This is a genomic window from Streptomyces sp. NPDC032091 (assembly GCF_055580265.1).
The window spans coordinates 292,408-314,329 of record NZ_JBVILR010000004.1 but is presented as its reverse complement, the minus strand read 5'-3'; the positions used below and the strand labels follow the sequence as shown (position 1 = coordinate 314,329).

General features: G+C 74.8%; 17 protein-coding genes. 10 read left to right on the top strand and 7 right to left on the bottom strand.

Translation table 11 applies throughout. The features are described 5' to 3' along the window. Positions 1–40: 40 nt before the first annotated feature. A complete protein-coding gene (locus ACZ5NJ_RS09565) occupies positions 41–1,546 on the bottom strand; it encodes an FUSC family protein (RefSeq protein ID WP_468764142.1) in 1,506 nt (501 codons plus the stop codon). A 325-nt stretch (positions 1,547–1,871) separates the two neighbouring features. Between ACZ5NJ_RS09565 and ACZ5NJ_RS09560 the strand changes: the two genes are divergently transcribed. Then, the gene (locus ACZ5NJ_RS09560; protein WP_468764141.1) at positions 1,872–3,503 is read left to right on the top strand and encodes an FAD-dependent monooxygenase; all 1,632 of its coding nucleotides are present in this window, start codon (positions 1,872–1,874) and stop codon (positions 3,501–3,503) included. A gap of 6 nt (positions 3,504–3,509) precedes the next feature. Here the strand turns inward: ACZ5NJ_RS09560 and ACZ5NJ_RS09555 are convergent, their stop codons facing one another. From ACZ5NJ_RS09555 to ACZ5NJ_RS09545, 3 genes are all read right to left on the bottom strand, one after another. Further along, a complete protein-coding gene (locus tag ACZ5NJ_RS09555; RefSeq protein WP_468764140.1) occupies positions 3,510–3,932 on the bottom strand; it encodes a universal stress protein in 423 nt (140 codons plus the stop codon). Between the two features lie 10 nt (positions 3,933–3,942). Next, positions 3,943–5,463 (bottom strand): APC family permease, encoded by a 1,521-nt coding sequence (locus tag ACZ5NJ_RS09550; RefSeq protein WP_468764139.1) that lies wholly within the window; start codon positions 5,461–5,463, stop codon positions 3,943–3,945. Between the two features lie 117 nt (positions 5,464–5,580). After that, the gene (locus ACZ5NJ_RS09545; RefSeq protein WP_468764138.1) at positions 5,581–6,174 is read right to left on the bottom strand and encodes a histidine phosphatase family protein; all 594 of its coding nucleotides are present in this window, start codon (positions 6,172–6,174) and stop codon (positions 5,581–5,583) included. 80 nt (positions 6,175–6,254) lie between these two features. Between ACZ5NJ_RS09545 and ACZ5NJ_RS09540 the strand changes: the two genes are divergently transcribed. The 3 genes from ACZ5NJ_RS09540 to ACZ5NJ_RS09530 are packed head-to-tail and all read left to right on the top strand — an operon-like array spanning position 6,255 to position 8,223. After that, a complete protein-coding gene (locus tag ACZ5NJ_RS09540) occupies positions 6,255–6,956 on the top strand; it encodes a YoaK family protein (RefSeq protein WP_468764136.1) in 702 nt (233 codons plus the stop codon). 56 nt (positions 6,957–7,012) lie between these two features. Then, on the top strand, positions 7,013–7,492 hold the full coding sequence (locus ACZ5NJ_RS09535; protein WP_468764135.1) for an Lrp/AsnC family transcriptional regulator: 480 nt from the start codon (positions 7,013–7,015) through the stop codon (positions 7,490–7,492). 47 nt (positions 7,493–7,539) lie between these two features. Continuing rightward, a complete protein-coding gene (locus ACZ5NJ_RS09530) occupies positions 7,540–8,223 on the top strand; it encodes an HAD family hydrolase (RefSeq protein WP_468764133.1) in 684 nt (227 codons plus the stop codon). 77 nt (positions 8,224–8,300) lie between these two features. Here the strand turns inward: ACZ5NJ_RS09530 and ACZ5NJ_RS09525 are convergent, their stop codons facing one another. Then, the gene (locus ACZ5NJ_RS09525; protein ID WP_468764131.1) at positions 8,301–9,803 is read right to left on the bottom strand and encodes an MFS transporter; all 1,503 of its coding nucleotides are present in this window, start codon (positions 9,801–9,803) and stop codon (positions 8,301–8,303) included. A 101-nt stretch (positions 9,804–9,904) separates the two neighbouring features. On the opposite strand from ACZ5NJ_RS09525, the gene ACZ5NJ_RS09520 reads away from it, so the two are divergent. Together ACZ5NJ_RS09520 and ACZ5NJ_RS09515 are read left to right on the top strand one after the other, a co-directional pair. Continuing rightward, positions 9,905–10,759 carry a helix-turn-helix transcriptional regulator gene (locus ACZ5NJ_RS09520; protein ID WP_468764130.1) on the top strand — a complete coding sequence of 285 codons (855 nt, stop codon included), beginning with the start codon at positions 9,905–9,907 and terminating at the stop codon, positions 10,757–10,759. Between the two features lie 59 nt (positions 10,760–10,818). Then, the gene (locus ACZ5NJ_RS09515; protein WP_468764315.1) at positions 10,819–11,895 is read left to right on the top strand and encodes an FAD-dependent oxidoreductase; all 1,077 of its coding nucleotides are present in this window, start codon (positions 10,819–10,821) and stop codon (positions 11,893–11,895) included. A gap of 28 nt (positions 11,896–11,923) precedes the next feature. On the opposite strand, the gene mltG is transcribed toward ACZ5NJ_RS09515, so the two are convergent. Beyond that, positions 11,924–12,775, bottom strand: coding sequence for an endolytic transglycosylase MltG (mltG, locus tag ACZ5NJ_RS09510; protein ID WP_468764129.1), 852 nt, complete (start codon positions 12,773–12,775; stop codon positions 11,924–11,926). 62 nt (positions 12,776–12,837) lie between these two features. After that, positions 12,838–14,676 carry an ABC transporter ATP-binding protein gene (locus tag ACZ5NJ_RS09505; RefSeq protein ID WP_468764128.1) on the bottom strand — a complete coding sequence of 613 codons (1,839 nt, stop codon included), beginning with the start codon at positions 14,674–14,676 and terminating at the stop codon, positions 12,838–12,840. An 86-nt stretch (positions 14,677–14,762) separates the two neighbouring features. Here ACZ5NJ_RS09505 and ACZ5NJ_RS09500 point away from each other — a divergent pair, with 86 nt between their 5' ends. The 4 genes from ACZ5NJ_RS09500 (at position 14,763) to ACZ5NJ_RS09485 (ending at position 21,916) form a co-directional block, all read left to right on the top strand. Continuing rightward, a complete protein-coding gene (locus ACZ5NJ_RS09500; RefSeq protein WP_468764127.1) occupies positions 14,763–15,233 on the top strand; it encodes a MarR family winged helix-turn-helix transcriptional regulator in 471 nt (156 codons plus the stop codon). A 70-nt stretch (positions 15,234–15,303) separates the two neighbouring features. Then, positions 15,304–18,228 (top strand): FAD-binding and (Fe-S)-binding domain-containing protein, encoded by a 2,925-nt coding sequence (locus tag ACZ5NJ_RS09495; protein WP_468764126.1) that lies wholly within the window; start codon positions 15,304–15,306, stop codon positions 18,226–18,228. Positions 18,229–18,308: 80 nt separating this feature from the next. Next, on the top strand, positions 18,309–20,138 hold the full coding sequence (locus ACZ5NJ_RS09490) for an ABC transporter transmembrane domain-containing protein (protein WP_468764125.1): 1,830 nt from the start codon (positions 18,309–18,311) through the stop codon (positions 20,136–20,138). Then, the gene (locus tag ACZ5NJ_RS09485; protein WP_468764124.1) at positions 20,135–21,916 is read left to right on the top strand and encodes an ABC transporter ATP-binding protein; all 1,782 of its coding nucleotides are present in this window, start codon (positions 20,135–20,137) and stop codon (positions 21,914–21,916) included. Before ACZ5NJ_RS09490 ends, ACZ5NJ_RS09485 begins: the two co-directional genes overlap by 4 nt. Positions 21,917–21,922: the final 6 nt, after the last annotated feature.

The window sequence follows — 21,922 nt, the reverse complement described above, 5'->3', positions numbered from 1 at the left end:
GACCGTACTCCGAGCCGCCCGCGCGCGGGGGCGGTCCGGGTCAGGCCGTGACGGCCAGGGGGGCGCGCGGGTCGGTGTGCAGCGGGGTGGCGAGGGCGACCAGGGCCGTTTCGAGGCCGTGCAGGTGCGCCAGGGCCGGTTCGGCTCCGGCGGGGCCGGCCGGGGTGGCGGTGGCGCCGGTCCCGCCCGCGCCCCGCGGGGCGGTCAGCGCCTCCACCGCGGCCTCGACCCGCCAGCAGGCGGCGGCGAGGCGGGCGTCGTGGGAGGCCTGCGGGTCGGCGGCGACGGACACGAGCCCGCGGACCTCGCGGGCGCAGTCGTCGAGCAGGCCCAGGACCTGGCGGGCGCGGGCCTTGCGGGCGCGCAGCGGGCTCAGCGGGTGGACCAGGGGCGCGAGCGCCATCCGCACCCGGGCCAGGAGCAGTTCCAGCTCGGCGGCGTGCGGGGCGGGGTCGGCGTCGGGGTCGCCGGCGAGGCGCTCCAGGGAGGCCGCGGTGGAGGCCCGTACGCAGTGCAGGGCGCGCTGGATCCAGGCGTCGTTGGCGGCGTGCGTGGTGACCGGCAGGATCAGGGTGACGCCGAGGGCCGCGCCCAGCGCGCCGGCGGCGGTCTCCTCGAAGCGCAGGAGCAGCAGCCCGGGGTGGAGCACGCCGAGGAGCCCGTAGAGCAGCCCGGCCATGACGGTGACGAAGAACATCATCCAGGAGTACGAGGGGGCGGCCGTGTAGAAGATGCCGAAGACGCAGACGGCGACGAGGGCGGCGGTGGGCGCGGGGGCGCCGTGCAGCGGTACGGCGATCAGCAGGCCGGCGGCGATGCCGGTGACGGTGCCCAGGACCCGGCGGAAGCCGCGGACCAGGGTCTCGCCGCGCGAGGCGGTGTTGACGAAGATCCACCAGGCGGTGCCGACCGCCCAGTACCAGCGGTCCTCGGACAGGACCTGCCCGGCGGCCAGGGCGAAGGCACAGGCGGCGGTGGCCTGGAAGGCCTGGCGGGTGGTCGGCCGGGCGAGGCCGGTGCCCGGCAGCGGCGGCGGGGCGGCGGCCGGGGGCGTGCGGCGCTCGATGGGCCACAGCACGAACCGCACGGTCCCCGCGGACAGGAGGGCCAGGGCGACGGCGGCGAACAGCTCGGGCAGCTGCGCGGGCCGGGCGTGCAGGAACTGGGTGACGAAGAACATCATGAAGGCGAAGATGCCCAGGGCGTGCCCGCGCGGCCCCCAGCGGCGGGCGTAGACCCCGGCGAAGACGACGGCGAGCCAGGCCGCGTCGCGCACGGGCGGCATGCCGTGCAGGGAGGTGGCCAGGACCAGGACGGGGAAGCCGGCGACGGGCAGCAGGGCGGTGGTGACCCGCTGCGCGCGGACGTCCGCGTCGAGGACGGTGAACAGCGCGAGCAGGGCCGCGAGCCCGCCGGTGATGGAGGCGGTGAGCGAGAGCCCCGCCAGTTCGGCCACGGCGACGGCGAGCCCGGTGCCGATGACCGCGCGCGTCGAGTTCCTGAGTCTGGTGCGCCCCGGATCCGGAGCCGTGAACATCCTCTTCATGGCGGTGTGCCGCCCCCCTCGGAGTGGTGCGCGCCGGGCCGGTGTCCGCCCGGGGGTGGTGGGCGGCGTACGGGCACGGCGAAGGCGCCGCGCTCCGGTCCGGCGTCGTTGCCGGCCGGCGCTGCGCGGCGCCGAAAGTACATGGATACGACACAGATAAGCATCCGCAGGGGCATTGGCTCAAGGCGGGCTCGCCCGGCTGGGCCATTGGCACCGCTTCGTGCGCATGTTTCCGGCCATGGGCGGGCCAACGGATCGGCGGTGCGCGCCCATGTCGGGAACGACCCGGTGGCGGGGCGGCGGGGCCGGTGGACACGATGGACGCATGAACGGCGCAGCGGTGGACGTGCTGGTGGTGGGCGCGGGCCCGGTGGGACTGACGGCGGCGGTGGAGCTGCGCAGGCGCGGGGTGTCCTGCCGGCTGGTGGACCGGCTGCCGGGGCGGCTGCCGTACGCGAAGGCCGTCGGGATCCAGCCGCGCACACTGGAGCTGTGGGACCGGATGGGACTGGTGGCGGACGTCCTGGAGACGGCCGTCCCGCTGCGCGGGCAGCTGGTCTACGTCGACGGCGAGGCGCGGGAGCCGCTGCGGATGGAGCTGCCGCCCGAGGTGCCGTACGGGTTCGCTGCGCTGCCGCAGTACGAGACGGAGCGGATCCTGGAGGCGTTCCTGGCCCGATTCGGCACCCGGATCGAGCGGAGCACCGCGCTGGTGTCGTTCGCGCAGGACGACTCCGGGGTGAGCGTCCTGTTGACGGGACCGGACGGCGAGGAGGAGCTGCGGACCCGGTACCTGGTGGGCTGTGACGGGGCGCACAGCACCGTCCGCAAGGGGCTGGGGCTGGCCTTCGAGGGCGGGGCCTTCCCCGAGGAGTACATGCTGGCCGACGTGGAGGTCGGCTGGGACCTCCCGTACGGGTACACGGTCCGGGCGGTGCACCACGACGCCGACGGGAAGGTCGACGACCTGCTGGTCTGCATCCCGCTGCCCGGCCCGGGCCGGTACCGGATGTCCATGCTCGTGCCGCCGGAGCTGTCCGTCTCCGCCGCGCCCGCGGCCGGCGACGGGGTGGCGCACGGGCTGGAGGGCTCGCGGGCCCCCGCGCTCGGCGACGTCCAGGCGGTGCTGGACCGGATGTCGCCGCGGCCGGTGACCGCTTCCGCGATGCGCTGGTCCTCGGTGTTCCGGATCAGCCACCGGCTCGTGGACCGGTATTCCGACGGCCGGGTCTTCGTCGCCGGGGACGCCGCGCACATCCACCCACCGACCGGGGCGCAGGGGATGAACACCGGTATCCAGGACGCCTGGAACCTGGCCTGGAAGCTCGCCCTGGCCGTCGGCGGCAGCGCGCACCCGCGGCTGCTGGACAGCTACGGCGCGGAGCGCCGGCCGGTCGGCGAGGAGGTCGTCGGCCGGACCGTGCGGCACGCGCGCCGGACCGCCGGGGCGGGCGGCCGGGAAACCGAGGCGGTGCTGCGCGAGGCCCAGCTGCTGGTGGCCTACCCCGACAGCCCGGTCGTCGTACGGGCGGCCGCCGGGGAGGCCGACGGCTCCGGGCCGGGGCCCGGCGAACGGGCCCCCGACTGCGGCGGGCTGGCCGGGGAGATCCCCGCCTATCCGCTGCGGCTCCATGACCTGCTGAGGGAACGCGAACACGTGCTGCTGGTGTACACCGACGGCGCGTGGGACTCGTACGTTCCCGGACTCGCCGCACTGACGGGCGGGTTGCCGGCGGGGCGGCTCACGGCGTACGCGGTCCTCACCGAGGGCGGGACCGCGCCCGCCGGGGCCACGCCGATGCCGGTGTACCGCGACGCGCGCGGTGAGTTCGCCCTGCGCTACGGGGTGCGGGGGCCGACGGCCTTCGTGGTGCGGCCGGACGGCCACCTGGGGGCGCGGCTGTGCCCGCCGACCGCCGAGGGGCTGGCCACGTACCTCGCGGGGGTGTTCTCGTAGCGGTTCCTACGCCGTTTCCTCGGTCGGGACGCACAGCACCGGGACCGGGGAGAGGTGCAGGAGCTTGTGCGGGGTCGAGCCGAGGAGGGCGCCGCGGATCGGGCTGTCGCCCCAGGTGCCGACGATGATGACGCGGGCGGCGTGGTGTTCGGCGGCGGCGAGCAGCGCCTGGGCCGGCCTGTCGTCCATGACCTCGACGGTCGAGGGGACCCCGGCCTCGTCGGCGGCCTCGACGGCCCGGGCGAGCGCGCTGCGGCCCGCCTGGAGGACGGCTTCGCGGTGGGCGCGGTACTCCTCCCCCGCGGCGCCGGGGGCGGCCGCCCCGTAGACGAGGACCAGCGGTTCGCCGAAGGCGGTGGCCACCTCCAGCGCGACGCGCAGGGCGCGCTCGGCGCCGGGGGACTCGTCGTACCCGAGGACTACGGACATCCGGGCCTCCTCACTTCTTCCCGCCGCGGACGAGGGCCGGGTCGACCACGCCCCGGCGCTCCTGCCAGAACCTGCCGTCGCGGATCCGCCAGAAGCACATGAGCAGGACGCCGGCGACCGCGATGCCGATCCCGATGACCAGGGGCGGGCCGAGGCCGAACCAGGAGACGCCGCTGGCGGAGTTGCGCGGGTTGGACATGTCCCCGATGGACTCCACGAGCAGCCAGGCCAGCAGTCCGGCGCCGACGAGCGGGCCGACGCCGATGAGGAGGAGGTTGTGGGCGTTCTCCAGCAGGTGGCGCCGGTAGTAGACGGCGCAGGCCAGGCCGGTGAGCGCGTAGTAGAAGGCGATGAGCAGCGAGAGGGCGGTGAGGGAGTCGAGCAGGGCGTTCTCGCTGATCTGGTTGACGGCGAGGTACCAGACGATGGCGATGGCGGCCACCCACCAGGTGCTGACGTCCGGGGTGTGGAAGCGGTGGTGGATGTGGGCGAGGTGCGGGGGCAGGGCGTGGCGGCGGGCCATGGACAGGGCGGTGCGGGAGGCCGGGATGATCGTCGTCTGGGTGGAGGCGAGGGCGGAGGTGCAGACGGCGAGGAGGACCATCCAGTCCCAGCCGCCCATCACCTCGTGCGCGAGGACGGCGAAGATCGCCTCCTCCTCGCCCGCGTTCTCGGCGAGGAACCTGGTCCCGGCGTAGGAGACGATGGCGAAGCCGACGGACAGATAGGTGACGAGCAGCACCAGGGTGGACCAGATGCCGGCCTTGCCGGGCGCGGTGGCGGAGTCCTCGACCTCCTCGGTGAGGTTCACGGCGGACTCCCATCCCCAGTAGATGAACACGCCGAGCAGCAGGCCGCCGGTGAGCGCGCCGCCGCCGGCGCCGAAGGGGTTGAGCCAGCTGACGGAGGGGTGGATGGCGTCGAGGGTGCTGGTGCCGGCGTAGACCCGGTAGATGGCGACGACGGCGAAGACCAGCAGGAAGAACACCTGGGCGAGGATGAGGACGTCCTGGAAGTGGGCCGACAGCTCGGTGCCGATGACGCAGATCGCCGTCATGGCGAGGATCAGCACGACGGTGAGCGTCTGGCGGACCACGGTGTTGGCGGCCAGGTCGTCCAGGCCGAAGGCCAGCAGCCCGAAGTGGACGGCGACGTCGGCGAGGGAGCCGATGACGAGGACTCCGGTCATGGTGATGGCCCAGCCGCCGAGCCAGCCCGCCCAGGGGCCCATGGCGCGGGTCACCCAGGAGAAGGTGGTGCCGCAGTCCTGGTCGACCTTGTTGAGGTAGTAGAAGGCGGCGGCGATGAGCAGCATGGGGACGAACGAGGCCAGCATCACGCCCGGGGCGTAGATCCCGGCGATGGCGACGATCGGGCCGATGACGGCGGCCAGGGAGTAGGCGGGCGAGGTCGAGTTCAGGCCGATGACGAGCGCGTCGAGGAAGCCGATCGCGCCGGCCTGGAGGGTGTCCTCGCCGGGGTCGGCGTCGGGGAGGGTGCCCTCCGGTCGGCCGCGGTCGCCCTGGTCCATGTACGCATGGTCACGCGCGGGGCGGTGGCGCGCGAGGCGGCGCGGGTCGTCCGGGTGGCGGCGGCCCGCGCCGCGGACCGGGGCGGGGTCGGGGCCCTGGGCTCCGGGGTCCTGGGCTCAGGGGCGGGTGTTCCAGCCCGCGATCACCGGGAGGCCGTGTTCGGTGGAGAGTTCGCTGACGGTGCCGGTGCGCAGCAGGAAGAGCCGGCCCTGCTCGGGGGGCAGGCCGAGGTAGCGGGCGGTCAGGACGCGCAGGAAGTGCCCGTGGGCGACGAGGACGACGTCCCCCTCGCCGGCGCGCAGCACCTCCGCCGCCCGGGCCAGCACCCGGTCCGCGCGGGCGCCGACCCGGGCGGCGTCCTCGCCCGGGTGCCGCGCGTCGCCGGGCGGGACGCCGTCGGTCCACAGCGACCAGCCGGGGCGGGTCCGCTGGATCTCGGCGGTGGTGACGCCCTCGTAGCCGCCGTAGTCCCACTCGTGGAGGTCGGGGTCGGGGACCCCGCCGGTCAGCCCGGCCAGCTCGGCCGTGGCGACGGCCCGGCTCAGGGGGCTGGTCAGCACGAGGGCGGGGTGCCGGTCGCGGAAGTAGGGGGCCAGCGAGAGGGCCTCGTCGGCCCCGCGCGCGGTCAGCGGGACGTCGGTGAGCCCCGTGTGCCGCCCGTTGGCGCTCCACGCCGTCTCGCCGTGCCTCACCAGCAGAAGATCACTCATGTCCCGGACCCTATGGGGAGGCGCTCGCGCCCGGCATGTCGGGGCGGCGGAGCGGGGCGGGCGTGTCACTGTCGGGCGTCATGGACGTACGTGCGTGCGGGCGGCTCACCCTCCTGCTGCTGGTGCTGACCTGGGTGACCGGACTGATCGAGGCGGTCAGCCTGCTGGCGCTGGGGCCGGTGTTCACCGCCGTGCAGACCGGCAACGTGCTGTTCCTGTCCTTCGCGCCGGCCCACCAGGGGCACCTGCCGGCCCTGGCGGCCGGGGTCTCCCTGATGTCCTTCGCCGTCGGCGCGGTGTGCGCGGCACGGCTGGAGGGGAGGGCGGAGTCGCGGGGCCGGCACTGGTTCGTGCTCGGGCTGTCCGTCGAGGCGGCCCTGATCACGGTGGCCGCGGGCATCGGCTGGGACCTGGCGCCGCGTTACGGGTCCCCGGCCGCCCGGCACCTGCTGACCGCCTCCGCCCTCGCGGTGGCGATGGGCTTCCGCAACGTCACGAGCATGCGGGTCAACCTGCCCGGGGTACCGACCACCCTGGTCACCCGGTCCATGACGGCCCTGCTCGGCGGTTCGGCGCTGGGACACGACAGCGCCTTCGGGTACGGCACCGGGGCGTGGGGGCGCAGGGCGCGGGCGGTGGCGGCGATGTTCACGGGCGGGCTGACCGGGGGGCTGCTGGTGCGGGCGGGCTGGCCGGTGAACTGGCTGCTGCTGCCGGCGGCCGGGGTGGTGGCGGTGGTGGCCGTGGCGTACGTGAGGCAGCCGGCCCTGCGCCGGGCCTGAGGTGGGGCGCGGCCGGACCAGATCCGAATAGAACGGACCATTGGTACATTCCTGTCATGGCGGTGGACGAGCTCGACACCCGGATCCTGCGCCTGCTGATCGAGCAGCCGCGCACCAGCGTCCGCGAGTACGCCCGGATCCTCGGCGTGGCGCGCGGGACGCTCCAGGCCCGGCTGGACCGGCTGGAGCGCACCGGGGTGATCACCGGCAGCGGTCCCGTGCTCTCCCCCGCCGCGCTCGGGCACCCGGTGCTCGCCTTCGTGCACATCGAGGTCACCCAGGGGCACCTGGACGACGTGGGCGACGCCCTGGCGGCCGTTCCGGAGATCATCGAGGCCTTCTCGATCACCGGCGGCGGCGACCTGCTGACCCGGGTGGCCGCCCGGGACAACGCCCACCTGGAGGACGTGATCCAGCGGCTGATCCGGCTTCCGGGGGTGGTCCGCACGCGGACCGAGGTTGCCCTGCGGGAGCGGGTCGCGCACCGGCTGCTGCCGCTGGTCGAATCCGTGGGACGGGCGGCGCGCAAAGCCTGACAGCATGGGCCGGGAAGGCCATACGACCGGCAGGACGGGCGCAACCGATGATCTCCGTCATCTTCGATCTCGACGGCACCCTCGTGGACAGCGAGCCCCACTACTACGAGTCCGGGCGCCGGACCCTGGAACGCCACGGCGTCCCCGGCTTCACCTGGGAGGAGCACTCCCGGTTCATCGGCATCGGGACCCTGGAGACGCTGGAGGTCCTCAAGGAGCGCCACGGGCTCCGGGCGCCGGTGGAGCAGCTGCTGGCGGAGCAGAACGCCGCCTACCTGGAGCTGGCCCGCACCCGGACGGAGGCCTTCCCGCAGATGCGGCGGCTGGTGGAGCGTCTGCACGGGCGGGGCGTCCGGATGGCGGTGGCCTCCGGGTCCTCGCGGGCGGCGATCGACGCCGTCCTGGAGGGCACCGGGCTGGCCGCCCTGCTGACCACGGCGGTCTCCGCCGAGGAGGTCGAACGGGGCAAGCCCGCGCCCGACGTGTTCCTGGAGGCCGCCCGCCGGCTGGGCGCCGCCCCCGCCGCCTGTGTGGTGGTCGAGGACGCGGCGCCGGGGGCGCTCGCCGCCCGCGCGGCCGGGATGCGGTGCCTGGCGGTCCCGTACCTGGCCGGGAGCGCCGCCGACCCCGCCTTCGCCGGGGCGGACCTGCTCTTCGCGGGCGGCCAGGCGGAGTTCACCGCGTCGGCGGCCGAGGCCTGGCTGGAGTCGCTGGACGCCGGGGGCGGGTGATCCGGGACGGCCGGCTCCGTACCGGGGCCGGCCGGACCGCCGGGCTTCCGGGCTTCCGGGCGGCCGGGGGTCAGGGGTCAGCGCATCGTGCGCGGCAGGCGGAGGCTGAGCAGGACCGTCAGCGCGATCAGGCCGAGCTGTCCCAGCAGGGTCACCGTGAGGGCGTCCCGCATGCCCAGGGAGGCGGCCAGCGCGAGGAAGAGGCTGCCGACGGTCGCCACGCCCAGGGCGAGGGAGGACTGCTGCGTGGTGACCATGACTCCGCTGCCCACCCCGGCCCGGTCCGCCGGCACGTCCGAGAGCATCAGCCGCATCAGCACGGGGAGCTGGAGGCCCTGCCCCAGCCCCGCGAGGGCCACCCCGGGGGCGAGGTCCGCGAGGCCCAGGCCCGGCCAGCCCCGCCATACGGTCAGGGCGAGCAGGCCGATGCCGGCGGCCTGGATGATCCCGCCGGCGGTGACGACCCGGCTGCCGAAGCGCCCGACCAGCCGGGGTCCGGCGAGCGAGGCGGCGAAGAAGGCGAGGGCCAGCGGCACCAGGGCGAGCCCCGCCGACACCGGACCCATGCGCAGGCCCTGCTGGAGCGCGACGGCGAACGCGAACATGAAGCCGCTGAAGCCGATCGAGAACGGCAGCAGCATCACCAGCCCGCGGCGCAGCGACTCCAGGCGCAGCAGGCTCGGCGGCACGAGCGGGGTCCGCCCGAGCCGGTCGGCGCGGCGCTCCACCAGGGAGAAGGCGACGGCGGCGAGCGGGGAGACGGCCAGCGAGAGCCACGTCCACAGCGGCCAGCCGGCCGCGCGGCCCTCCGTCAGCGGCAGCAGCAGGGACACGAGCGTCAGGGCCAGCAGCAGGGTTCCGGGCACGTCCACCGAGGCGGGGCGGTCGGAACGGGTCTCGGGCACGGCCCGGACGGCGAGCACCAGCCCGACGATCACCACGGGCACGTTGACCAGGAACACCGAGCGCCAGCCGGAGCCGGCCACGTCGGCGGCGACCAGGACCCCGCCGAGGATCTGGCCGGCGACCATCGACAGCCCGGCGGTGGCCCCGTACAGGCTCATCGCGCGGGCCCGGCGCGGGCCCTGGGTGGTGGCCTGGATGGTGGCGAGCACCTGCGGCAGCATCAGCGCCGCCGCGGCCCCCTGGGCCACCCGGGCGCCGACCAGGGTCCAGGCGGTGGGGGCCAGGCCGCAGGCGAGGGAGGTGACGCCGAAGGCGGCCATGCCGATCAGGAAGAGCCGGCGCCGGCCGGCCGTGTCGCCGAGGCGGCCGCCCAGGACCAGCAGCACCGAGTACGCGACGCCGTAACCGCCGACGACCAGCTCCAGCATGGCGGGGCCGGCGGCGAGGTCGGTGTCGATGGCGGGCAGCGCCACGTTGACGATGAAGAAGTCGATGAGCGGGAGGGCCGCGCCCAGCAGCACGGTGAACAGCCCGAGCGGAGAGATCGCGGCGGGAGCGGTGGAACTCGTGGTACCAGTGGTGCCGGCGGTGCCGGTGGTGCCGGCGGTGCCGGTGGTGCCGGTGGTGCTGACGGGGGACGGACGGTGCGGCGTTCGTACGGTCGTTTCGGTCACGGAAGAGACGATCCTCCACCCCTCAGCCTGGTACCAGAGTCTCTTTATCCTGGTACCAGGAGTACCTGGCAACCGGCTGCGCGATGGGGCACGCTGGACCCATGACCACTGTGGCCCCCCAGAGCGACCTGCGCCGGCACGAGCTGGCCGACTTCCTGCGCAGCCGCCGCGAGCGGATCACCCCCGAGCAGGTGGGCCTGGCCCGCGGCAGCCGCAGGCGCACCCCCGGGCTGCGCCGCGAGGAGGTCGCCCAGCTCTCCGCCGTCGGCGTGACCTGGTACACCTGGCTGGAGCAGGCCCGCGAGATCCAGGTGTCCCCGCAGGTGCTGGACGCGCTGGCGCGCGCCCTGCTGCTGGACTCCACCGAGCGCGCGCACCTGTTCGCCCTGGCCGGCAGCACCGACCCGGCACCGAACACCCGGTGCGCCAGCGTGACGCCGGCGCTGCGGGCCATGCTCGACCAACTGGACCCGATCCCGGCCTGCGTGCAGAACAGCCGCTACGACATCCTCGCCTACAACACCACCTACGGGCGCCTCCTGTGCGACCTGGACCGGCTGCCCCGCGAGGACCGCAACTGCCTGTGGCTGGCCTTCACCAACCCCCAGTGGCGGGCGTCGCTGGCCGACATGCCGGAGGTGAACCGGCTGCTGGCGGCCAAGTTCCGCGCCTCGATGGCCGGCCACCTGGCCGAACCGGCCTGGAAGGCCCTGCTGGCCCGCCTGGAGGCGGCCTCGCCGGAGTTCCGGGAGATCTGGGCCCGGCACGAGGTGGTGGGGCTGGGCAGCAACCGCAAGTACGTCCGCAACGCCCATGTGGGCCTCCTCCGCCTGGAACACACCAGCCTGTGGCTGGGCCCGGCGGCGGGCCCCCGCCTGACGACGTTCGTCCCCCTGGACGAGGAGACCCGCCTGCGCCTGGAGGAACTCCGCACCCTGTCGCCGGTCGCGGCCTGAGGCCTCGCCGGGAGGGGAAGATCCCGCACGGTCCGCGAGTTGGTAGAACCGTGAACGAAATGGTGCGGGGCGCGGCGGACGTGGACGTGGTGGTCGTGGGGGCCGGGCAGGCCGGGCTGTCCAGTGCCTACCACCTGGCCAGGGCCGGCATCGGCCACGTGGTGCTCGACCACGCGCCGCGCCCCGGCGGGGCCTGGCAGTTGCGCTGGCCCTCGCTCACCTACGGCAAGGTGCACGGGATGCACGCGCTGCCCGGGATGGAGCTGTCCGGCGCCGATCCGCTGCGGCCCTCGTCCGAGGTGATCGGGGAGTACTTCGCGGCGTACGAGGAGCGGTTCGGGCTGCGCGTGCGGCGGCCGGTGGACGTGACGGCCGTGCGCGAGGGCAAGGGCGGGCGGCTGCTGGTCGAGTCCACTTCGGGGAGCTGGTCGGCGCGGGCGCTGGTCAACGCCACCGGGACGTGGGACCGGCCGTTCTGGCCGCGCTATCCGGGCCAGGAGCTGTTCCGGGGGCGGCAGCTGCACACCGCGGACTACCCCGGTCCCGAGGCGTTCGCCGGGGCCCGGGTCATCGTGGTGGGCGGGGGCACCTCGGCGGTACAGCACCTGCTGGAGGTCTCCGAGGTGGCGGCGCGGACCACCTGGGTCACCCGCAGGCCCCCCGTGTTCCGCGAGGGGGGCTTCGGCGAGGCCGAGGGCCGGGCGGCGGTGGCGCTGGTGGAGGAGCGGGTACGCCGGGGGCTGCCGCCGCGGAGCGTGGTCAGCGTGACGGGGCTGCCGCTGAACGAGGCGGTACGGGCCGGACTGGAGTCCGGGGTGCTGGACCGGCTGCCGGTGTTCGAGCGGATCACCCCGTCCGGGGCCGTCTGGGCGGACGGGCGGCGGGTGGAGGCGGACGTGATCCTGTGGGCCACCGGCTTCCGGCCCGCCGTCGACCACCTGGCACCGCTGCGGCTGCGCGAGCCGGGCGGCGGGATCCGGCTGGTGGGGACGAGGGCGGTGCGGGACGAGCGTGTCCACCTGGTCGGATACGGGCCTTCGGCGTCGACCGTCGGCGCCAACCGGGCCGGCGGGGCCGCCGTCCGCGAGATCCGCCGGCTGCTGGCCCGGGGGCCGGCGGTCCCCGCCCTGGTGTGACCAGGGCGGGCGCGCAGGGGGCCGCCCCTCATTTCCCGGGGACGGCGGACGCGGCCGCGCGGATCCGGTTGAACTCCGCCACGTGCTTGCGGTGTTCCTCGTAGGTGGCCGAGAACCGGGTGTCGCCGGGCTTCACGGTGACGAAGAAGAGCCAGTCGCCGGGGGTCGGCGCGACGGCCGCCGCCATCGCCCGGAGCCCGGGGCTGTCGATGGGGGCGGGCGGCAGACCCTGCCGCTCGTAGGTGTTGAAGGGGTGGTCGATGCGTGTGTCGCGGAGCCTGGTGTCCACGGTGGTGCGGTTCAGGGCGTAGTTGAGGGTGGAGTCCATCTGGAGCGGCATCGACCGCGCGAGCCGGTTGTGGACCACCCGGGCGACCCTGCCCATGTCCGCCGGGTTGTCGGCCTCCGCCTCGATGATGCTGGCGAGGGTGGCCGTCTGGTACGGGGTCATGCCGTGGGCGCGGCCGCCGTCGGCGACCGCCTTGGTCGCGAGCTTCTGGTTCGCCGTCCGCACCATCGTCGCGAGCAGGGTGGCCGGGGTGGACTTCGAGGTGACCGGGTACGTCGCCGGGAACAGGTAGCCCTCCGGGTTGCCCTTCGCCTCGGCGGGCAGGGGCAGGCCGGCCGTGGCGACGGCCGAGGAGGTGCTGCCGGCCGGGAGCCGGAGCTCCTTGTCGATGGCCGCGTAGACCTGCGCGGCGCGCCATCCTTCGGGGATCAGCAGCGGGCGCGGCTTCTCGGGCGTTTCCGTCCGGGACAGCAGGGGGACGAGGACCGTCGCCCCCAGCCCGATGCCGAGCAGTGCGGTGAACAGGAGCACCAGGCGGCCTCGGCGGGTGAGCCGGGAGCGGCGCTGCGGCGGCTGGTACGCAGGAGGCATGTCGGAACGCTAACGGTCATGGCGTCCGGTTCCAGGCAGCACACCCCCGACCGGTCACATGATCACACGTTCACCGGAGCGGGCGCGTGCGCGGCGTCCCGGTCACGGCGGACCAGCGCGGCGTAGCGGCCGCCCGCCCCCAGCAGTTCCTCGTGCGTGCCGCGCTCGGCTATGCGGCCGGCGTCCAGGACCACGATCTGGTCGGCGTCCCGGATGGTGGAGAGGCGGTGCGCGATGGTGATGGTGGTGCGGCCCCGGGAGAGGTTGTCGATGGCCCGCTGCACGGCGTGCTCGGTGCGGGTGTCGAGGGCGCTGGTGGCCTCGTCCAGGATGAGGACCGGGGGGTCGCGCAGGATCGTGCGCGCGATGGCCAGGCGCTGTTTCTCGCCCCCGGAGAAGCGGTAGCCGCGCTCGCCGACCAGGGTGTCGTACCCGTCCGGCAGGGACTCGATGTGGTCGTGGATCTGCGCCGCGCGGGCCGCGTCGGCGATCTCCTCGTCGGTGGCGTCCGGCTTGGCGAAGCGCAGGTTGTCCGCGACCGAGGCGTGGAAGAGGTACGTCTCCTGGGAGACGACGCCTATGGAGCGGGCCAGCGAGTCGAAGTCCAGGTCGCGTACGTCCACCCCGTCGAGGGCGACCCGGCCGCCCGTCACGTCGTAGAGGCGGGGCACCAGGTAGCTGAGGGTGCTCTTGCCGGATCCGGTCGGGCCGACCACGGCCAGGGAGCCGCCCGCCGGGACGGTGATGTCGATGCCGGCGAGGGTGGGACCGGTCTTGGCCTCGTACGCGAAGTGCACGTCCTCCAGGCGGATCTCGCCCTTCGCGCGCCCCAGCCGGACGGGGTCCTCGCGCTCGGTGATGTCCACCGGCAGGTCGAGGTACTCGAAGATCCGGGCGAAGAGGGCGAGCGAGGTCTGGATCTGCACGCCGGTCGACAGCAGGCTGACGGCGGGCCGGAACAGGCCCTGCTGGAGGGTGACGAAGGCGACGAGGGTGCCGACCGAGAGCGCGGGGGCACCGGTCTGGAGGGCGATGCCGGCGGCCCAGTAGATCAGCGCGGGCATGGCCGCCATCACGATGCCGATGGTGGACATCCGCCAGCGGCCGGCCATGCTGGAGCGCACTTCGAGGCCGACGAGCTTCTCCGACTCCTCCGCGAAGGCGGCGGTGAGGGACTCGGAACGGCCCATGGTGCGGCCGAGCAGGATGCCGCTTACCGACAGGGACTCGGTGACGGTGGCGGCCATGGCGGCCATCTGCTTCTGCCGCTTCGTGGTGATCTTCTTGCGCTCGCGGCCGACGCGGCGGCTGATCCACACGAAGAGGGGCAGCAGGAGCAGGGAGACGAGGGTGAGCCGCCAGTCGAGCGCGAGCATCGCGACGACGGAGGCGACGACGGCGGTCAGGTTCGACACGAGCGAGGTGGCCGTCGAGGTGACGGTGGCCTGCATGCCGCCGATGTCGTTGGCTATGCGGGACTGCACCTCGCCGGTGCGGGTGCGGGTGAAGAAGGCCAGCGGCATCCGCTGGAGCTGGGCGTAGACGGCGGTGCGCAGGTCGTGCATGACGCGCTGGCCGACCGTGGTGGAGATGAGCGTCTGGAGCACGCCGAACACACTGGTCACGACCGCGGTGAGGATCATGCCGAGGGCCAGCAGGCTGAGCAGCCCGGTCCGGCCCTGGGGGATGGCGACGTCCAGGATCTCCTTGAGCAGGAACGGCGAGGCGACGCCGACCAGCGAGGAGGCGCCGACGAGGGCGCCGACGACGGCGAGGCGGCCGCGGTAGGGCCGGAACAGGCCGAGGATGCGGCGCAGCTCGCGCGGCCGGTCGGCGGGGGCCGGGCTGCCGGGGTCGAGGGCTTCGTTCGATGGGGTCCACTTCGGCTCGTCGCTGTGCATGGGCCTCCTTCCGCCGGGGACTCCGATGAGCCTAGCTCATTGTTACCTATACTCACAATGAATCCGGTCCTGCTACTGTTCCCAGTATGAGCACCGGTTCCGAGACCGACACCCGTGATTCGACCGACGGCGTCCTCGCCGAGCAGCTGCTGCGCCTCACGCGCCGGCTCCACCGGATCCAGAAACGGCACATGGAGCCGCTCGGGATCACCCCGGCCCAGGGCCGGCTGCTGCGGATCGTCGCGCACTACGCGGACGGCCCGCCGCCCCGGATGGCCGACCTGGCCACGCGCCTTGAGGTGGTGCCGCGTGCCGTGACGACCCTGGTGGACGCTCTGGAGGCGGCCGACTGCGTGCGCCGCGCACCCGACCCCGCGAACCGGCGCGTGATCCGCATCGAGCTCACCGAAACCGGTCGCGCCACGCTGCGCCGTCTGCGCAACGCGCGAACCGACGCGGCAGAGGAGATCCTGGCTCCGTTGACCGCCGAACAGCGCGAGGTGCTCGGCGGTCTGCTCAACGCGCTCGCGGACGTCCCGGCGGAGCGCCGCTGCTGAAACGGTCCCCCTGACGGGCGCCGGGTGCGGCGGCGGACCGGGGCGCCCGCACGGACGAGGGGTCGCACGCATGCCGCTGTTCGAACCGGATCCGGGCGCCCTGCGCCCTCGCCGCCACGGCGCACCCGCCCCCGACCGGGTCCCCGACCGGACGGCGTCCGGCACCCCGCGGACCCTGCGCGAGGAACTCACCGGGCTCCTCGGCCCCGAGAAGGTGCTGTCGAAGGTCTCCGACCTGGTCCGCTACGCCGCCGACGCCTCCCCGTACCGGTTCGTCCCTCAGGTCGTGGTGGTCGCCGAGGACGTCGACGACATCTCGGCGGTCCTCTCCTACGCCCACGGCAGGCAGCGCGAGGTGGTCTTCCGCGCCGCCGGGACCTCGCTCAACGGCCAGGCCCAGGGCGAGGACATCCTGGTCGACGTACGCCGCCACTGGCGGGGCGTCGAGGTCCTCGACGGGGGCCGCCGCGCCCGGATCCGGCCCGGCACCACCGTCTTCCGGGCCAACGCCGCCCTCGCCCGCCACGGCCGGGTCCTGGGCCCCGACCCGGCCAGCGCCATCGCCTGCACCCTGGGCGGGGTGGTCGCCAACAACTCCTCGGGCATGACGGCCGGCACCACACGGAACGCGTACCGCACCCTGTCCTCCCTCACCCTCGTCCTGCCGACCGGCACCGTCGTCGACACCGCCGACCCCCTCGCCGACGAGGAGCTGGCCCGCGCCGAGCCGGCCCTGTGCCGGGGGCTGATGGAGCTCAAGCGGGAGATCGAGGCCGACCCCGCCCTCGTCGCGCGGATCCGGGCCAAGTACGAGATCAAGAACACCACCGGCTACCGGCTCGACGCCTACCTCGACGGCGCCACTCCCGTCGAAATCCTGCGCGGCTTGACCGTCGGCTCCGAGGGCACCCTCTGCTTCATCGCCGAGGTCGTCTTCGACACCCTGCCCCTGGACCGCGAGGTCACCGGCGCCCTGCTGTTCTTCCCCTCCCTCCCGGCGGCGGCCGCCGCGGTCCCGCTCTTCAACGAGGCCGGGGCCCTCGCCGTGGAGCTGATGGACGGCAACACCCTGCGCGCCTCGGTCAGCGTGGAGGGGGTGCCCGCCGACTGGGCCGGGCTGCCCAAGGACACGGCCGCGCTGCTGGTGGAGTTCCGCGCCCCGGACGCCGCCGGGCGCGCCCGGTACGAGGACGCGGCCGCCGCCGTCCTGCCGTCGCTGGACCTGGTCGCGCCGGTCGCCTCCGTCACCAACGCCTTCACCTCCGACCCGGCCGTCATCGCCGGCCACTGGGCGGCCCGCAAGGCCTTCGTCACCGCCGTCGGCGGGGCCCGGCCGCCCGGAACCACCCTGATCACCGAGGACTTCGCGGTGCCGCCGTCCCGGCTGGCCGAGGCCTGCGAGGCGCTCCTCGCCCTCCAGGCGGAGCACGGGTTCGACGCGGCCGTCGCCGGGCACGCCGCCCACGGCAACCTGCACTTCCTGCTCGCCTTCGACGCCGCCCGCCCCGAGGAGGTCGACCGTTACGCGGCCTTCATGGACGCCTTCTGCCGGCTCACGGTCGAGCGGTTCGACGGCTCGCTGAAGGCCGAGCACTCCACCGGCCGCAACATGGCCCCCTTCCTGGAACTGGAGTGGGGGCCGCGGGCCACCGACCTGATGTGGCGCACCAAGCGGCTGATCGACCCGGAGGGCATCCTCGCCCCGCGGATCCTCCTCGACCGTGATCCGCGGGGGCACCTGCGCGGCCTGAAGACCATCCCCCGGGTGGAGGCGGAGGCCGACCCGTGCATCGAGTGCGGGTTCTGCGAACCGGCCTGCCCCAGCGGGGACCTGACGACCACCCCGCGCCAGCGGATCGCGCTCCGCCGGGAGATGGTGCGCCAGCCGGCCGGCTCCCCGGTCCTCGGAGGGCTGCTCGACGCCTACGGCCACGACGCCGTCGACACCTGCGCGGGCGACTCGGCCTGCAAGCTCGCCTGCCCCGTCGGCATCGACACCGGCGGCCTGATGCGCGACTTCCGCCACCGGCGGCACGGTCCGGGCGAGGAGCGCGCGGCCGCCCTGGCCGCCGAGCGGTTCGCCGTCGTGGAGGCCGTCGCCCGGCTGGCCGTGGCCGCCGCCGGACGGGCCGGGGACCGGCTGCCGGCCGCCGTGACGCGGGCCGCCCGCAAGGCCGTACGCCCCGACCTGGTGCCGCAGTGGCTGCCGCGGCTCCCCGGGGCCGCCGCGCGCCGACTGCCCCCGACCCGGCGGGTGGGCGCGGTCGCCGTGTACTACCCGGCCTGCGTCAACCGGATCTTCGCCGGTCCCGCCGACCGGCCCGGGCCCTCGCTGCCGGAGGCGGTGGTGGCCCTGGCCGAGCGGGCCGGCAGGCCCGTGTGGATCCCCGGCGACGTGCGCGGCACGTGCTGCGCGACGATCTGGCACTCCAAGGGGTACGCGGCCGGCAACCGGCTGATGGCGAACCGGATCACGGAGGCCGCCTGGGGCTGGACCGCCGGGGGCCGGCTGCCGCTGGTGGTGGACGCGTCCTCCTGCACCCTGGGCCTGGCCCGCGAGGTGGTCCCTTACCTCAGCGAGGACAACCGGGCCCTGCACGGGGAGCTGAGGATCGTGGACTCCGTCGTCTGGGCGGCGCAGGAGCTGCTGCCGCACCTGGAGGTCAGGCGCACGGCCGCGTCGGCGGTCCTCCACCCGACGTGCTCGATGCGGCACCTGGGGAACGTGGAGAAGCTGCGTGCGGTGGCCGGGGCCTGCGCGGACGAGGTGGTCGTCCCGGACGACGCGGGCTGCTGCGCCTTCGCCGGCGACCGGGGGATGCTGCACCCCGAGCTGACGGCCTCGGCGACGCGGCGGGAGGCGGCGGAGGTGGCGGCGCGGCCGTTCGACGCGTACCTGTCGGCGAACCGGATGTGCGAGGTCGGCATGGAGCGGGCCACCGGGCGCCCGTACGCCTCCGTCCTGCTCGAACTGGAGCGCGCCACCCGGCCCTGAACCGGAAAATCGATTGCCGGGGCCGCGACCGGAAGGCGAACCTTGCGTGGTTTGCACTCACCGAGCCGTGATGGGGCGTCATGCAGATCAGCGACCTTCCGTATCCGGATCCCGGAGTACCCGACGCCCGCTCCGGCCCGCGTTTCCTGTGGTGGCTGGGGCGGGGCCAAATCGGCGGCCAGGCCCGGAGCCTGGCGTGGGGGCTGGTGCACTTCTGCGGGATCGCCGGGCTGCCGTACGCGGTGGGGCTGGGCGTCGAGGCCGCCGTCGGCCGCGACGGCGGGCGGCTGCTGCTGGTCGGCGGGCTCCTGCTGCTGACCGGCGTCGCCATCGCAACTGGTGACGCCATGCTCCACCGCACGGCCGTCACCAACTGGATCACCGCCGCCGCGCGGGTGCAGCAGCTGCTCGCCCGCAAGACCGCCGAGCTGGGCTCCGCCCTGACCCGGCGGGTGGCGGCGGGGGAAGTCGTGGCGGTGTCCACGGGGGACGTGGAGAAGATCGGCTGGTTCGTCGAGGCGGTCTCCCGCTTCCTCGCCGCCGCCTTCTCCGTCGTCGCCATCTGCGTCGGGCTGCTGTTCTACGCACCCTCGATCGGTGTGGTCGTCGCGGCGGGCGTACCGGTGCTCGCGCTGTCGGTACTGCCGCTGCTGCCGCGGGCCACCCGGCGCGCCGACGTCCAGCGCGAGAAGGCGGGCAAGGCCACCGAGCTGGCCTCCGACACGGTGGCGGGCCTGCGGGTGCTGCGCGGCATCGGCGGCGAGGAGCTCTTCCTCGACCGCTACCGCGCGGCCTCGCAGGAGGTGCGCAAGGCCGCGGTCCACAGCGCCCGGCTGTGGGCGCTGATCGCCGCGGTGCAGGTACTGCTGCCGGGGGCGCTGATGGTCACGGTGGTCTGGTACGGCTCCGTGCTCGTCCTGGACGGGCGGCTGTCGGTCGGCGAACTCGTCGCCGCCTTCAGCGCGGTGGCCACGATGCTGTACCCGTTGCGGCACGTGGAGGAGATCGCCATGGCCTACTCCTTCTCCCGGCCCTCGGCGCAGCGGGCGGCCCGGGTGCTGTCGCTCACGCGCACGGACGACGGGGCGGACGGCGTCGCCGCCGAGCCGCTGGAGGCTCCGGCTCCGGGCGGGGACCTGTACGACCCCGCGACGGGGCTGCTGGCCCCGGCCGGGCGGTTCACGGCGGTCGTGTGCGGGGACCCGGACCTCGCGGGCCGGCTGGCGGAGCGGCTGGGCGGGCATGCCGTGCACCCCGGGGACGACCCGGGCGCCGCACCGCCGTCGGTGCTGCTCGGCGGGGTCGCGCTGGACGGCCTCGCGCTGGAGGCGGCGCGCACCCTGGTCCTCGTCCAGGACAAGGACCCGGTGCTGCTGTCCGGCACCCTGCGCGAGCTGTTCGACGTACCGGCGTCCGGCTCCGTCGCCGCCCCGGCCGCGCTGGCGGCGGCGCAGTGCGGGGACGTCCTGGACGCGCTGCTCCAGGCGGCCCCCGACGGGGTGGACGACGCGATGGACGCCCGGATCACCGAGCGCGGCCGGTCCCTGTCCGGCGGACAGCGCCAGCGGCTCGCACTGGCCCGGTCGCTGGCCACCGACCCGGAGGTGCTGGTGCTGGACGAGCCGACCTCCGCGGTGGACGCGCACACCGAGGCGCGGATCGCCGACGGGGTGGCCGCCCTGCGTGCCGGGCGCACCACGGTGGTCCTGGCGTCCTCGCCGCTGCTGCTGGACCGCGCCGACCGGGTGGTTCTGGTGCACGGGGGCCGGGCCGTGGCGGCGGGCACCCACCGCGAACTGCTGCGCGCGGAACCCCGCTACCGGGCGGTCGTCACCCGGGAGACGGACGGGGAACAGGGGCGGGTCGTCGGACCCGCCGGGGAACTCACGGAGATCGAGGAATCCGCATGATCGGCGTGGCGCCGCCCGACTACGATCCGGCGGCCCCCGAGACGGCCGCGACCCTGCCCGTGGGCACGTCGGCGACCGTCCGGGGCTATGTGCGCGGCCTGCTGCGGCGGCACCGGCGGGCCTTCACGGCGCTGGTCGTCGTCAACGCGGTCGCGGTGACCGCCTCCATGGCCGGCCCGTACCTGCTGGGGCGCGTGGTGGACGAGCTGTCGGCGGGGACGCGCGATCCGCATCTCGGGCGCGTCGCCCTGCTGTTCGCGGTGGCCCTGGCCGTCCAGACCTGCTTCGTGCGACTGGTCCGGCTGCGCGGGGCGATGCTCGGCGAGGAGATGCTGGCCGACCTGCGGGAGGACTTCCTGGTGCGGTCGGTGGGCCTGCCGCCGGGCGTCCTGGAGCGGGCCGGTACCGGCGACCTGCTGTCGCGGATCACCACCGACGTCGACCGGCTGGCGAACGCGATGCGCGAGGCGGTTCCGCAGCTGGCCATCGGCGTGGTCTGGGCGGGGCTGCTGTACGGCGCGCTCGCGGTGACCGCGCCGCAGCTGGCCCTGGCGGCGCTGGTGGCCCTGCCGCTGCTGGTCGCCGGCTGCCGCTGGTACTTCCGGCGGGCGCCGTCGGCGTACCGCTCGGAGGCGGCCGGGTACGCGGCGGTCGCGGCGGTGCTGACGGAGACGGTGGACGCCGGGCGGACGGTCGAGGCGCACCGCCTGGGCGGTCGGCGGATCGCGCTGTCGGAGCGGCGGATCAGGGAGTGGACGGCCTGGGAGCGGTACACCCTGTTCCTGCGGACGGTGCTCTTCCCCGTGGTCAACGCCACCTACGTGACGATCCTCGGCGCGGTGCTGCTGATCGGCGGGTACTGCGTGCTGCGCGGGTGGATGTCGGTCGGGCAGCTGACCACGGGCGCACTGCTGGCGCAGATGATGGTCGACCCGATCGGGCTGATCCTGCGCTGGTACGACGAGCTCCAGGTCGCCCAGGTGTCCCTGGCACGGCTGGTGGGGGTGCGCGAGATCGAGCCGGCCGCGGGTGACCGTGCGGTGGCCCCGGAGGGCCGGGACGTCCGGGCGGACGAGGTCCGGTTCGGCTACCGGGAGGGCGTGGACGTCCTGCACCGGGTCTCGATGTCCGTGCCGCCGGGCACGCGGATGGCGCTGGTCGGCCCCTCGGGGGCGGGCAAGTCGACGCTGGGCCGGCTGCTGGCGGGGATCTACGCGCCGCGGAGCGGGGAGGTCACGCTCGGCGGGGCGCGGCTGTCGCGGATGCCGGCGGAACGGGTGCGCGAGCACGTGGCCCTGGTGAACCAGGAGCACCACGTGTTCACGGGCTCCCTGCGGGACAACCTGCGGCTGGCCCGCACGGGTGCGGAGGACGCCGAGCTGTGGGCGGCGCTGGGGGCGGTGGACGCCGACGGCTGGGCGCGCGCCCTGGAGTCGGGGCTGGACACGGAGGTGGGTTCCGGCGGCAGTGCGCTGACCCCGGCGCAGGCGCAGCAGATCGCGCTGGCCCGGCTGGTGCTGGCGGACCCGCACACGCTGGTCCTGGACGAGGCGACCTCGCTGCTGGATCCGCGGGCGGCCCGGCACCTGGAGCGGTCGCTGGCGCGGGTGCTGGACGGCCGGACGGTGATCGCGATCGCCCACCGGCTGCACACGGCCCACGACGCGGACGTGATCGCCGTGGTCGAGGGCGGCCGGATCAGCGAACTGGGCTCGCACGACGAGCTGGTGGCCGCCGACGGGGCGTACGCGGCCCTGTGGCGCTCCTGGCACGGCTGACGGCTG